The sequence below is a fragment of the Devosia yakushimensis genome (assembly GCF_030159855.1).
GTDB lineage: Bacteria > Pseudomonadota > Alphaproteobacteria > Rhizobiales > Devosiaceae > Devosia > Devosia yakushimensis.
In genome coordinates this window covers 1088967-1101986 of sequence record NZ_BSNG01000001.1, presented here as the reverse complement: position 1 = coordinate 1101986, position 13020 = coordinate 1088967, and the positions used below count along the sequence as shown (strand labels likewise).

14 protein-coding genes are annotated in these 13020 nt (G+C 63.4%); 7 read left to right on the top strand and 7 right to left on the bottom strand.

What is annotated here, in order from left to right:
* Positions 1 to 81 precede the first annotated feature (81 nt).
* Positions 82 to 393, bottom strand: a complete 312-nt coding sequence (locus QQL79_RS05350; protein ID WP_284388641.1) for an Atu4866 domain-containing protein — start codon at positions 391 to 393, stop codon at positions 82 to 84.
* 99 nt (positions 394 to 492) lie between these two features.
* Here QQL79_RS05350 and QQL79_RS05345 point away from each other — a divergent pair, with 99 nt between their 5' ends.
* On the top strand, positions 493 to 1401 hold the full coding sequence (locus QQL79_RS05345) for a LysR family transcriptional regulator (protein WP_284388639.1): 909 nt from the start codon (positions 493 to 495) through the stop codon (positions 1399 to 1401).
* On the opposite strand, the gene QQL79_RS05340 is transcribed toward QQL79_RS05345, so the two are convergent.
* Positions 1398 to 1718 carry a DUF6949 family protein gene (locus QQL79_RS05340; RefSeq protein ID WP_284388637.1) on the bottom strand — a complete coding sequence of 107 codons (321 nt, stop codon included), beginning with the start codon at positions 1716 to 1718 and terminating at the stop codon, positions 1398 to 1400. The genes QQL79_RS05345 and QQL79_RS05340 overlap by 4 nt on opposite strands.
* A 123-nt stretch (positions 1719 to 1841) precedes the next feature.
* Between QQL79_RS05340 and QQL79_RS05335 the strand changes: the two genes are divergently transcribed.
* Positions 1842 to 2516, top strand: a complete 675-nt coding sequence (locus QQL79_RS05335) for a hypothetical protein (RefSeq protein WP_284388635.1) — start codon at positions 1842 to 1844, stop codon at positions 2514 to 2516.
* Between the two features lie 147 nt (positions 2517 to 2663).
* Here QQL79_RS05335 and QQL79_RS05330 read toward each other — a convergent pair whose 3' ends face one another.
* The 3 genes from QQL79_RS05330 to QQL79_RS05320 form a co-directional block, all read right to left on the bottom strand.
* Positions 2664 to 2879, bottom strand: coding sequence for a DUF3126 family protein (locus QQL79_RS05330; protein ID WP_284388633.1), 216 nt, complete (start codon positions 2877 to 2879; stop codon positions 2664 to 2666).
* 362 nt (positions 2880 to 3241) lie between these two features.
* Positions 3242 to 4069: a serine O-acetyltransferase gene (gene cysE, locus QQL79_RS05325; RefSeq protein WP_284388632.1), complete on the bottom strand. Its 828-nt coding sequence runs from the start codon at positions 4067 to 4069 to the stop codon at positions 3242 to 3244.
* A gap of 83 nt (positions 4070 to 4152) precedes the next feature.
* Positions 4153 to 4932, bottom strand: a complete 780-nt coding sequence (locus QQL79_RS05320) for an alpha/beta fold hydrolase (RefSeq protein ID WP_370461180.1) — start codon at positions 4930 to 4932, stop codon at positions 4153 to 4155.
* Positions 4933 to 5083: 151 nt separating this feature from the next.
* Here QQL79_RS05320 and QQL79_RS05315 point away from each other — a divergent pair, with 151 nt between their 5' ends.
* The 4 genes from QQL79_RS05315 to QQL79_RS05300 all read left to right on the top strand — a co-directional run bounded on the left by QQL79_RS05315 (position 5084) and on the right by QQL79_RS05300 (position 8517).
* Entirely contained in the window at positions 5084 to 5332 is a 249-nt protein-coding gene (locus tag QQL79_RS05315) for a zinc-finger domain-containing protein (protein WP_284388630.1), read from the top strand.
* A gap of 12 nt (positions 5333 to 5344) precedes the next feature.
* Complete coding sequence (locus QQL79_RS05310; RefSeq protein ID WP_284388628.1) at positions 5345 to 6526, top strand: FAD-dependent monooxygenase; 1182 nt, start codon at positions 5345 to 5347, stop codon at positions 6524 to 6526.
* A 190-nt stretch (positions 6527 to 6716) separates the two neighbouring features.
* Positions 6717 to 8057 (top strand): TCR/Tet family MFS transporter, encoded by a 1341-nt coding sequence (locus QQL79_RS05305; RefSeq protein WP_284388626.1) that lies wholly within the window; start codon positions 6717 to 6719, stop codon positions 8055 to 8057.
* A complete protein-coding gene (locus QQL79_RS05300) occupies positions 8035 to 8517 on the top strand; it encodes a GNAT family N-acetyltransferase (protein WP_284392823.1) in 483 nt (160 codons plus the stop codon). The genes QQL79_RS05305 and QQL79_RS05300 overlap by 23 nt, the downstream gene beginning before the upstream one ends.
* A gap of 28 nt (positions 8518 to 8545) precedes the next feature.
* On the opposite strand, the gene QQL79_RS05295 is transcribed toward QQL79_RS05300, so the two are convergent.
* Together QQL79_RS05295 and QQL79_RS05290 are read right to left on the bottom strand one after the other, a co-directional pair.
* Positions 8546 to 10408: an adenine deaminase gene (locus QQL79_RS05295; RefSeq protein ID WP_284388623.1), complete on the bottom strand. Its 1863-nt coding sequence runs from the start codon at positions 10406 to 10408 to the stop codon at positions 8546 to 8548.
* A gap of 71 nt (positions 10409 to 10479) precedes the next feature.
* A complete protein-coding gene (locus QQL79_RS05290; RefSeq protein ID WP_284388621.1) occupies positions 10480 to 11484 on the bottom strand; it encodes a LacI family DNA-binding transcriptional regulator in 1005 nt (334 codons plus the stop codon).
* Positions 11485 to 11671: 187 nt separating this feature from the next.
* On the opposite strand from QQL79_RS05290, the gene QQL79_RS05285 reads away from it, so the two are divergent.
* Positions 11672 to 13015 (top strand): amidohydrolase family protein, encoded by a 1344-nt coding sequence (locus QQL79_RS05285; RefSeq protein ID WP_284388619.1) that lies wholly within the window; start codon positions 11672 to 11674, stop codon positions 13013 to 13015.
* Positions 13016 to 13020 lie beyond the last annotated feature (5 nt).

The following is a 13020-nucleotide window of genomic DNA, read 5'->3' as shown; positions in this document are numbered from 1 at the left end:
AAAGCTCAGCCTATCCCTGATAGGGGTCTGAAGAATGAGGCCAGCTTCGACAAGAAGCTGGCCTCATTGTTTTTGTGGGCTCTACCGCCGATAGAGGATCATCCCGGCATGATAGAGTACGCCATCGACGAAATCGCCATCCGCCGTGAAGCCGGTGTCGTCCCAATACTCGATATGGTCGCCGCTCACCTCATAGCGCCCTTCATAGGCCCGTTCACGCGTGCCGCGCGCCTCCACATAGCGGCCATTGGGCAGCAATTCGTGGCGGATATGCCCGTCCTGGGTAACCCACATGCCGGCATAGGGGTGATGAGCCGTCGCATCGGCCGCCTCGACGTTGCCCACCTGGCCAAGCAGGGCGATTGTTGCCAGTGTTGCCAGCGGTTTTTGCATGATCTGTCTCCTGGTTGTGCTGTCACCCGAAAGCTAGGCCTTCATCATTGTCGCCAGTACCCCTATAGTGATGGACTGGATGGTTAGCAGTGCTGGACAATGAATCTCGACCTGAACCTTCTGGCACTGTTTCAAGCCGTTGCCGAAGCGGACAATTTCCGCGCGGCCGCAGATCGGCTCGGCGTGACACGCTCCGCCGTCAGCCAGGGCATGCGGCGGCTCGAAGACAGCCTGGGCGTGGCGCTGGTAACGCGCACCACGCGGTCTGTCCATTTGACCGAAGCCGGCGAGAGGCTGCACGCCGCACTCTCCGGCCCAGTCTCCGAAATCACGGCAATTCTGGAGCACCTGACGGCCGATCTGCAGCCACGCGGGCTGCTCAGGCTGGCCGTCACCTCGATTGCCGAGAGCTTCCTATCCGGTCCGCTGCTCGCCGCCTTTGCCGCGGCCTATCCCTCGGTGACCATCGATGTGACGGTAACCGACGAGGAATTTGATATCGTGGCGGCGGGGTTTGACGCCGGCGTCAGGCTGGGCGAAGTCATCGAGCAGGACATGATCGCCGTGCCGCTAGGGCCTGATCAGCGCGAAGCGGCCGTGGCCGCGCCCGCCTATCTGGCGGCCCATGGCACGCCTGCCCATCCCCGCGACCTGGTCAACCATCGCTGCATCGGCTGGCGTTCCGCACCAGATGTCGCGCCCTATCGCTGGGAATTCGCAGAGAACGGCATAGCCTTCAATGTTGCCGTCAATCCCCAGATCACGACGAACGACCTGCGCCTGATGCTGCGCGCGGCAATGAGCGGTGCCGGGATCACGTTCGCGACGCGGGAAACATTCCGGCCCCACGTGGAAAGGGGCGAGCTGATCTGGCTGCTGGAGGAGTTCCTCCCGCCCTTTCCCGGGTTCTATCTTTACTACCCGCAGCGGCGGAACATGGCCCCGAAGCTGCGTGCGCTCGTCGAACATGTCCGGCATTGGACATGGCCGCCCAGTCCTGGCGTCTAGTACCGAATGGCGACGTAGGCGCCCATGAACAGCAGCCCCGTGATGAAGGCCCAGCCGAACGCCACCAGCGCGGCAACCAGCATGGAGGTCATGGACAGCGTGCCATTGTCCTCTTGGCTCCAGCCCATTTGCAGCATGATATAGGGTCCGCAGACAAAGCTCATGGCCAGATTGCCCATCGAGCCGGCAAAGGTCACCCCGTCATAGCGCAGCATGGCCTGTTGCCGGGCCAGCCATTGGTAGAGGTGGGTTCCCGCCCCCGCCACGCACAGCCCGATACCGATAAGAAACGCCGCCAGCAGCAATTCCTTGGCCATGTCCAACCGCCCTGTCGTGCCCCGATATTCATCACATCGGGAACCAATATTAACCCTTCATTAAGCATATTGGCCGCCCTATCGCTTGTCACCTCCGCTCGCCAAATCTGGTTAATTCTGGTCATGAGCCCGCAATCGGCGCCCGCCACACCACGCCATGCCCCGCCATCGCTGGGTTTCAACCTGGCCGGCATCGCCGCCCTGGCCCTGCTGCTGGCCGTTGGCGCCGCCTATCTCATTGATGAATTGGGCCGCACCTCGCGCGTGCCGACGCCCTCGCTCGATGATCGCAACCCCATCGTGCAGACCATTTCCGGCCGCGAGCTGACCATCCCCACCGCCTGGTTCCGCTATGGCGAACAGATCCGTGATGGCTTCACCAATCAGATCGACCTGACCGTGATGTTCGCGCCCGACGGCGCAACGGCGCTCACCGTCCAGGTCATGCTGCTGCCGCGCAGCCGCGCGCGGACCAGCAGCACCCTGCTCGACGCGGTCTATCTGCATCAATTTGGCGATAAAACGCTGGCCGGCATTCCCGGCCTGGTTGGCAAGCCGCTCGGCGCCGCCGCCGGCTATGATGGCGAGCACGTCTGGTACGACCCGCTCTCGGCCAATCCCTTTGTGGCCAAATGCATGGCCCCCATCAGCCCCGGCGCGCCCGAGCAATGCGTCCGCACCGTCTACCTGCCCAGCGGCATCGCCGCCGTCTACGCCTTCGACGCCATAGCGCTGCAATCCTGGCGCCAGTTCGACGACCAGATGCAACTCTGGCTGGAAAAGATCGGGGCCTGGTAGCGGATCGTCACGCCCCGAACCGCCTGTTGCCCACGGCGTCACTCCCGCTTAGGCGGGAATCCACTCTTTCTCCGGGCACACCGCAAGGCAGAATGGATTCCCGCCTAAGCGGGAATGACGCCGTGGCGGTTGAAGGTCCCTCTACCCTCAAACTTCGTCCAGATCGATATCCAGGATCGACATGTTGAAGATGTACGACTTGTCGCCATCCTCATCGTCGACGTGAATAAGGCCGATCGATTCATCGCCGATAAACACTTCGACGGAATCGTTCAGCTTGGCGCGCGGCCGCACATCGATATTTCTGTTGTTGAACTTCAGTTGCAGGAATTTCTGCAGCTTGATGATTTCGGGATGGTTCACGGTGCTTATCCTGCTGATTTGCGTTAGCCGGCAATCTAGTCACCCGATTAACGCACACAACCCCCGTTGCGCCCCATTTTAGCGGTGACAATCCCCGATGAAGTGTTGCGGCCTTCAAACTGCGAGTGATCGGGGCGCACAACCTACCCCACCCACAACGTCATTCCCGCGCAGGCGGGAATCCACTCTTCCTTGCCGACATCCGGGAAAAACAGAATGGATTCCCGCTTGCGCGGGAATGACACAGTGTTTTCATGCGTATGCGGGAACGAGAACCGAAGCGGAGCCTACATTGGTACGTGAGCACCGGAAGCGCCGGCTACCGCCGGTTGCAGGCCGGCATCACCGGAAAATCGACCCGCTCAGCCGTTCAGATCGTGAACCAGAAACTCCTGGTCCATCACCAGCGCCGGCTGGGCGCAGCCCGCTTCGCCGATCACCTTGGCCGGCACGCCCGCCACGGTCACGCGCGGCGGCACTTCCTTGAGCACCACCGAACCGGCCCCGATCCGCGAGCAATCCCCGATACGGATATTGCCCAGAACCTTCGCCCCCGCCCCGATCAGCACGCCATTGCCGATCTTGGGATGGCGGTCCTGGTCCGATTTGCCCGTGCCGCCCAGCGTCACGTTCTGCAGCATCGACACATTGTCGCCGACCGTTGCCGTTTCCCCGATCACCAGCCCCGTGCCATGGTCGAGCATGATGCCCTTGCCCATCGGCACCGCCGGGTTGATATCCACCTGGAACACCTGGCTGGCCCGGCTTTGCAGGTAAAGCGCAAAGTCCCGCCGCCCCGCCAGATACATGGCATGGGCGAAACGATGCGTCTGGATGGCCTGGTAGCCCTTGAAGAACAGCAGCGGCTCGATTGCCCGGTGGCATGCCGGATCGCGTTCCAGCGTTGCCGCCAGATCGATCCGCGCGGCCTGCCCGATATCGGGGAAATCCACGATCATCTCGGCAAAAGCCTGCCGGATCAGGTCGGCCGAAACATCGTCATGGTCGAGCCGCGCCGCCAGCCGATGGCCCAGCGCCTGCTCGAACGTCTCGTGATTGAGAATCGCTGAGATCGCCACATTCGACAAAGAAGGCTCGGCCGCCACGATCTGCCTGGCTCCCGCCCGCACGGCTTCCCAGACGGGGTCCATGGATTGGATTTCGGCTGATTTCTTTGCGCTGACGCTCATGGGGGGCGGCACTCCGCTTTATCGAGATTTACCGATATAAGCCATCTCATGCTCTGAAACAAAGCCCTTGCGGGCCACTTGGTTCACGATTGGCTGTTGTCCGGCAACGTTCTGCCCAAAAACTCTATCGCGGCAGCCTTGAATTTTGCGTCACCGGTCGCCCGCATATGGTCGCGCTTGGGAATGACGAAGGCTTCCGCACCCGGAATCAGCTCGGCCAGCGGCACAGGCGATCCCGCCATCTCGTCCGCCTCGCCCACCGCCACCAGCACCGGCACATTGATCCGCCGCGCATCGGCCCGCGCCATGGGCTCGCGCGAGGTCTCCATGCAGGCCGCCAAAGCTTCGCGGTCGGCCCCCGTATGCTCGGCAAATATTCGGAACTGCCGCGCCGTGGGATGGGTCAGTCCCGCCAGGGCCGGCGCCCGCAGCCCGGCGATGATGTCATTGCCGTCGCTGAGCCCGTTGATGAGATTCATCCCCATGCCCCCGAATATGGCGCACACTACCCGCTCCTCATCCTGGAACGCCATGAATGCCGCGATCCGAGCACCCATCGAATAGCCCAGCAATGCCGCCTTTTCGATTCCCAGATGATCCAGCAGCGCCACCGCATCCCTGGCCATGACCTGCGGATAATAGGCATCGGGGTCATAGGGTTTGTCCGATTGCCCATGCCCGCGATTGTCGAGCGTAATTGCCCGGTATCCAGCCTCTGTCAGCGCCTCGACCCAGCCCGTATCGATCCAGTTGACCTTGCCGCTCGAGGCAAAGCCATGGATGCACAAAACCGGTGCGCCCTCCCCGAAGGACTCATAGGCCAGCGTCAGGCCGTCGGACTGGAAATTTGGCAATTCGGTCACTCTGGAGCGTGTAGATGTGAACAGTCTGCTAACCTATTCGGCCAATCGGTGTCACCTGTTTGGGCCGATGTGAACAGCCGCAAGACCTTTCTTTCGCCTCTGCCATTGTTTATGGTCCGGCCCACCAAATCATCTATCCAGGTTATCCCCGATGGCAGCCCACGGCACCACGCCCCACTTCCACAACACCGAAGGCCTCCGCCAGATCGAGGTCGGGTCCAAGGAATTCCAGTGCGTCGGCGCCCTGCCCCCGTTTGATCATCCCCATATCTTCATCGACATGGGCAAGGATAACGAGGCCGTCTGCCCCTATTGCTCGACCCATTACGTCTACAATCCCGCCCTCGCCGCCGGCACCGCCAACCCGCTCTCGGCCATCTATCACGCTGACGCCGCTTGAGTTTTAGCTGACATGCCGAAGACCGGCCGCCGCACCTTCTTCATCGCAGGTGCCGGCATATCGGGGCTTACGCTGGCTCTGGCGCTCGCCAAGTTCGGCGCCAATGTCACCGTGCTCGAACGCAACGCTTCCGTCTCCGAATTCGGCGCGGGCCTGCAGATCAGCCCCAATGCCCGTCGCGTTCTCGATCGCCTCGGCCTCGATGAAGCCATCACGGCCAATAGCCTCGAACCCACCGGCATCGACCTCTACCCGCCCCGCGCCAAGCGCCCATTGGTGACGCTCGAACTCGGCGCCATCATGCGGGAACGGTTCGGCGCCCCCTATGCAGTCATGCACCGCGCCGACCTCGCCGAGGTGCTCCACAAGGCCACGAGACGCTTTGCCAACATAGATATCCTCTATGGCACCCACTCATGGGACGCTGTGGCCAGTGCTCACGGCATTGCCCTTGCGGTCGAAGATGCCAGTGGCCAAATCCGTTCCCTGCGTGGCGACGCATTGATCGGGGCCGACGGTGTGCATTCAAAAACCCGCACCACGCTGGTCGGCGGCCCGCCCGCTACCTGGCGCGGCCGCGTCGCCTGGCGCACGCTGCTGCCCTTCGACGCCCTCGCCAGCCATATTGCACTGGACCGCGTCTCGGTGCTGTTCGCCGCCAACTACCACATCGTCTGCTACCCCTTGCCCCACCGCCAGCAGGTCAATATCGCCCTCTTCGCCGCCGCCGCCTCGCGCGACGAACTCCCCGACCAGGGCGCCCCCCGCCTGCCCCGCCGCCTCCCTGCCCGTGCCCGGGCCATCCTCTCCGCAGCCGGGCAAAGCTGGACGCCCTGGCCCCTCTACACCGTCGACACCCCCGTCTGGCACCAGGGCAATATCGGCCTCATAGGCGACGCCGCCCACGCCATGGTCCCCTTCCAGGCCCAGGGCGCCGCCATGGGCATCGAAGACGCCGCCGTCCTCGCCCCGCTTCTCATCGAGGAGCCCAGCGCCGAAGCCGCCTTCACCAAATTCGAGCAAATCCGCCGTCCCCGCGTCGAGCAGGTCGCCAGGGTTTCACAGGCCAATGGTCGGATTTTCCATCTCCGCTTGCCCCTGAGCCTGGGCCGCAACCTGGTCATCGCGGCCCAGGGGAGCCGCGGCCATCTCAAACGCCTCGCCTGGCTCTACGGGCATGATGCGCAACCCTGAGGGCTTGAATCGTCCCACGAACCATCCGAGTTAAAGCCCTGAAACGACTCGCGATCTTCCCGCGTTACCCTGTCGCGCATACCGCCTGCGGCACCCTTCGGCCTTGCTTTGGCCGATCCGGCTGTGTCAACTGCGCGACACCAACCAGCCCGCATGGGGCACCCAGATTCACAAAGGTTAGCGCCACCGTATGCAAGCTGCGACCCGCTCCCGCCTGACGCTGGCCTGTATCCTGGTCACCATTCTGCTCGACATGATCGGTGTCGGCATCATCGTGCCGGTCATGCCCGAGCTGCTGGAAGAGCTGACCGGCGGCAGCGTTGCCAATGCCGTGGTCATCGGCGGCTACCTCGTCTTCGCCTACGCCTTCATGCAGTTCGTTTTTTCGCCGGTGCTCGGCAATCTCTCGGACCGCTTCGGCCGCCGCCCGGTCCTTCTCTGCTCGCTGCTCGGCCTCACCTTCGACTACCTGATGATGGCGATCGCCCCCTTCGTCTGGTACCTGTTCGTCGGCCGCATCATCGCAGGCGTCGCCGGCGCCGCCGTCGCCACCGCCACCGCCTACATGGCCGACATCACCCCGCCGCATAAGCGTACGCACCGCTTCGGCCTCATCGGTGCGGCCTTTGGCCTGGGTTTCATCATCGGCCCTGTCATCGGCGGCGAATTGGGCGAACTGGGCCCGCGCGTCCCCTTCTTTGCTGCCGCGGGCCTGGCTTTCGCCAACTTCCTCTTCGGCCTTTTCATCCTGCCCGAAAGCCTGCCCAAGCACGCCCGTCGCAAGTTCGACATCCGCCGCGCCAATCCCTTCGGCGCCGTGATTGCCCTGCGCAAATACCCCGTCGTGCTCTGGTTGCTGGCCGTGTTGTTCGCTTTCTCGCTGGCCGCCCAGGCGTTGCCCACCGTGTTCAGTTGGTTCACGACCGAAGTCTTCCGCTTCAGCTCATCCAATATCGGCCGCGCGCTGGGCGCCTTCGGCATTGGCTTTGCCATCTGCCAGGCCTTCCTCGTCGGCCCCCTGGTCAAACGCGTCGGCGAGCCACCCGTGGCCATGCTCGGCCTGTTGGCCGCCATCGCCGCCTTTATCGGCGTCGCCTTCACCGATCAGGTCTTCTATCTCTACGTCTTCATCATGATCGGCGCGATCAGCGGCCTTGCCCCGCCCGCCATCAATGGCGTCCTCTCCCGGCAGGTGCCAGACAATGCCCAGGGCGAGTTGCAGGGCGCGGTCAACGCCGCCAATTCACTGGCCACCATTATCGGCCCGGTCATCGCCACCCAGATTTTTTCCTATTTCACCTCGGCGCCCGATTCCCCCGGCTATTTCCCCGGCGCACCCTGGGTTGCCGCGGCAGGTTGCGTGGCCGTAGCCTTTATCCTCTTTGCTACCGCCTCCTGGCGGTTCGAGCTGCGCCACCGCCCATCCATCGCCAACAAACCTATAATCCCGGACATGGCCCCACCTGGCCAGATCCGCGTCCCACCCATTGATGAAGACGATAATGACGCTGCAAATCCGCCCGGCCGCTGAGGCTGATCGCGAATCTATCCTCGCCATCGTCGCGCCGGTCCTCGCCGGCGGCGAGACCTACGCTATCGCCCGCGATCTCGATGCTTCAGGCGTCCTCGCCTATTGGCTCGGCCCCACGCACGAAGTCTTCGTCGCCGAGGAAAACGGCGTAATCCTGGGCACTTACTATCTCATGGCCAACCAGCAGGGCGGCGGCGCCCACGTCGCCAATTGCGGCTACATGACAGCCCCCGCAGCCCAGGGGAAAGGTGTCGCCCGCGCCATGTGCCAGCACTCGCTGATCCGCGCCGCCGAGCGCGGCTTCCGCGCCATGCAGTTCAACCACGTCGTCTCCACCAACACCCGCGCCGTCGCCCTCTGGCAGTCCCTCGGCTTCGACATCGTCGGCACCCTGCCCAAGGCGTTCAACCACCCGGCACATGGCTATGTGGACAGCTACGTGATGTTCAAGACGCTGTAAGGGCGCCTTGCATACGGGTAGACCGCCCTCACCAAACGATGGCGTGCGTCTCCCCCGTCGCCACATTCACAAACCCCTCCGGCGCCAGCGGCGATGGCGCCACCAGCACCCAGCGCCAGGGCGCACAGGTCAGCGTGGCAAAGGCCAGCCGCTCGGGAAAACCCGGCCACCAGCGCGGCGAGAAGGTGGGCTCATACATCCATTCAATGCCCTCGGCCGCCGCATAAAGCGCCTGCATTTCGGCATCGAGTTCCGCCGGCGGCCGGCAGGTCATCAGCCCACCCACCTCATAACGCACCGTCGCCGCCAGCCTGCCCTCGCGCACCAGCGCCCAGCCGCCTTGCGTTTCCCGCAGCGCATTGACAGCCTTGGCCATGGCCGCGTCCGACGAACCCACCACCCAGATATTGTGCTTGTCATGCCCCATGGAGCAGGCCAGCGCCGTCTCCGGCGTCTTTGGTCCGGTGCCCAACCAGAACATTTTCGACGTCAGCCCCTGCCCCGAAAACCGGTCGACAATGGCAAATTTGGTGACATTCCGCTCAGAGTCCCGCTGCACCAGCCCATCAACAACGGGCAGTTCCATGGTGATGAACTCATCGGCCCAGTGGAACGGCCGCAGAATGGCTGCCGACATGGTCTCGCGCCCCGGCTCAGCCGCAACCGCGAAATCCGCAGCGCTCATCTCACGCTGAATATTCACCGTCCCCGTCGCCCAGCCCGGCCAGGCAATCTTGGGCAGCGGCCCGCTATAGGCTCTACCTTCTGAAACCTGCAGCCCATCCGCCCAAACCTCGGCAATGGACAGGCTCGCCACGTCATCGAGCAGCACCAGATCGGCAAACCGCCCCGGCGCGATCGAGCCCACCCATGGCGTCAGCCGCATATGCCGCGCCGGATTGATGGTCACCAGCTGAATGGCGATCTCAGGAGCCAGCCCCGCCTCGATGGCCAGCCGCACATTGTGGTCGGTCGCCCCCAGCTTCATCGTGTCCGAGCACGAGCGGTCATCGGTACACAGCGCAAACTGCGACCAGTCCTGCTGCCCCTCTGCTAAAAGCCCACCAATCATCTCCTTGGCCGAATGCGGCCGCAGCTCCATGAACAACCCGCGCCGTAGCTTGTCCCGCACTTCCTCGGCCGTCCACGCCTCATGGTCCGATGCCATGCCGGCCGCCGCGAAAGCATTGATATCGTCAATCGCCCGCATGCCCGCCGCGTGCCCCTCGACCACACCGCGCTGCTCGAATGTCGCCCGGATCATCCCCCACAGCCGCTCATAAGACGGGTTGTCCGGGTTCCACACCGCCGGCCAATCCATCACCTCGTCGAGCCCAGCCACCATCAGCTGCTGCTTGAGAAAGCTCTGCTGCTCGTCATAGCCAAAATGCCCGCCGCCCCATTCATAGGCCGTCGGCGGCACAGCTGATCCCGGCAGCGGAAAGATCTTCATCGGCGACCCCGCCTGCCGCGCCGTCAGCCAGAATTGCAGATTATTCGGTCCGTCCACATTGGAGAATTCGTGGCTGGCCTCGCAGGTCCAGGTATTACCAAAGGGCAGCACCAAAGCCGCCTCATGCTCGGGCGTCAAATGGCTTGATTCAATATGTTTATGAACCTCGCCAAACCCCGGCACCGCATGGAGATTTAGCCGCTCGGCACGTTCGGCAACCTCGCCCTTATAGGCGCCCGCCGGCCCCACCCAGGCAATCCGCCGCCCGGATATGACCACTTCCTGATCGTCATGCCAGCGCCGCCCATGCACATCGAGCAAACGCCCGGCGCGCACCGCGCGATCCGCCGGACGCTTGCCCAGCGCCACCAGCGCCAGATGCTGGCGGATACGAACCTCATCGGCGGCGTTGATCAGCAGATCGTCCGGCAAATCCATGGCTTAAATCTCTCCTGCGGCTTATGCCATGCGCTGCTTAGCGAAGCCGTGCCCGGCCATCAACGCTACTTTCATTCACCCCCGAAACGCGCGATCGACTTTCGCACCACCAGCTCCACCGGCAGCCGGGTGACCGTTTCCGTCTCGGTCTTGTTGATCAGCGCCAACAGGCGCTCAAAGGCGAGCCGCCCCATTTCGGCAACCGGCTGGCGCACCGTCGTCAAGGCCGGGTCCACCAATTCGGCGAAGGGCATGTCGTCAAAACCCACCAGCGAGATATCACCGGGCACCGAAACCCCGGCCTGCCGCAGTGCCTGCAACACGCCGATGGCGAGATAATCCGAACAAGCCACAATCGCGCTGGGCCGTTTCCCGCTCGCCAGCAGCCGCTCCGCCGCCGCCCGCCCGAACTCCCGCGAATATTGCCCCAGCAACACCCACTCCTCGCGGATCGCGATATCAGCCTCGCCCATGGCGCGCTGAAATCCCGCCAGCCGCTCGCGCACGCTCATCAGCCCGACCGGCCCGCTGATCACAGCAATATCGCGATGTCCGGCCTCGATCAGCAGCTGTGTCGCCGCATAGGCACCCTGCTCGTTCTCGACGAATACCCGCGGCACCGACACGCCCGGAATATCCTCATCCAGCAACACAACATTGTCATGCCGCGCCAACAGTTCGGCCAACGTGCCGTCATCGGGCTGGTTGGTCATCATGATCAGCCCATCGACATGCTGGTCATGCAGCCGCTTGATGGCATCCACCTCGCGCGCCCGGTCGCCCCGGGTCGAAGACATGTAGACGGCGTAGCCATGGCGCTCTGCCTCTTCCTCCACCGCCGCCGCCAGCTCCGCAAAAAATGGATTGCCGATTTCCGGCGTCACGAGGCTAATGGCCTCCGCCTTGCCGGTAGACAGCCGCTTGGCCAGAAGATTGGGCCGGTAATCCAGCTTGGCAATCGCCGCATCGATCCGGTCGCGCGTCGCCTGCGGCAGCTCGATCCGGTTATTGAGATAGCGTGACACCGCCGTCGGCGACAGGCCCGCCTCTTCCGCCACGTCGCTCAGCGTTGCCATGCCCCACCCCTGATTCTCGCACTCATTGCCTATCCTCGGCCATCTGCATGTCACTGAGCCATGCCGCAGGCTTGTGCATTTCCGTCATTCGCATATGGTTTGTGCAAATCATCTGCGATAGCATTTGACATTGTGCCGTTAACTAGCGTTAATTCGCCATGTAAAGCGGTTTACTTGGCTAGGTCAAATGAGTTCTGTTCTTATCTACGACGCAACAATCCTGACCGTCGATGCCGAAAACACCGTTTATGAATGCGGCTGGGTCGCCTTTCTGGATGGCCGCATCACTGGAACCGGCCCCAAGGCCACCCGGCCCGATACCACTCCGTTCGACGAGGTCATTGCCCTACCCGGTCACCTCGTCATGCCCGGCCTCATCAACGCCCACACCCATTCGGCCATGGTTCTGTTCCGCGGCTGCTCCGAAGGCCAGAGCCTCCTCACCATGGAAGGCTGGTACAATTCCATCCGCGAGCCCGAACTCTCCCTGCTCGCCTCCGATATCGGCCCCGCCGTCGCCCTCTCCTGCGCCGAAATGGTGCTGAGCGGCACCACCACATTCTGCGACCAGTATTTCTTCGCCGAGGAAATCGCCGAAGCCGCCGGTAAAAGCGGCCTGCGCGCCGTCATCGCCTATGGCATTGTCCAGCTCGGCGATAAGGATCGCGGTGAGGACGAGCTCGCCAAGGCCGCCGCCTTCATCGAAAAGCAGCGCTCTGCCGATGGCCGGGTCATCCCCTGGTTCGGCCCCCACGCCCCCTATGTCGACAATTCCGAAGACCTGCTCCGCGCCGAAGTCGACATGGCCGTCAAATATGGCGTCGGCATGCACCTGCACATGGCCGCGGGCCCCGAGGATAACGAGCAGACCCTGGCCCAATATGGCCTCACCGCCACCCAGGCCCTCTCCCGCGACGGCTTCTTCGCCGGCCGCGTGCACGCCGCTCATTGCCTTGACCTGTCCGACGAAGACATTGCCATCTTCGCCGCCGCCCCCGCTGCCTCGGTCTCCTACAATGCCACGGCGGGTCTGCGCTCGGGCCGCGAGGGCATTTGCCCGGTGGTCAAGCTCAAGGCCGCCGGCGTCACCGTCGCCCTGGGCACCGACAATGTCGCCGCCAACAATTCCTATGACATGATCGCCGAAATGCGGGTGGCGGGCCTCGTCGCCTCCCACCGCGAAGGCGTAGCCCAGCCCATTTCCAGCGCCGAGCTGATCCGCATGGCCACTATCGAGGGCGCCAAGGCTCTGGGCCTCGACCACGAGATCGGCTCGCTCGAAATCGGCAAGGCCGCTGACATCATCGCTGTGGATATGCGTGGGCCCGGCTATTCGGAAACGCCGGACATCGAGACCGTGCTCGTCTATTCTGGCAGCGGCCGGGACGTTACCCATGTCTGGGTCGCCGGCGAAGACATCGTCCGCGATCGCATGCTACAGCGCGCCGACTACCAATCCATCAGGTCGAATTATTCGGCCACTTACCAGGACTTCTGGGCGCGTGTCGAACGGGCGCGCCAGGTCGCATGAGGCAA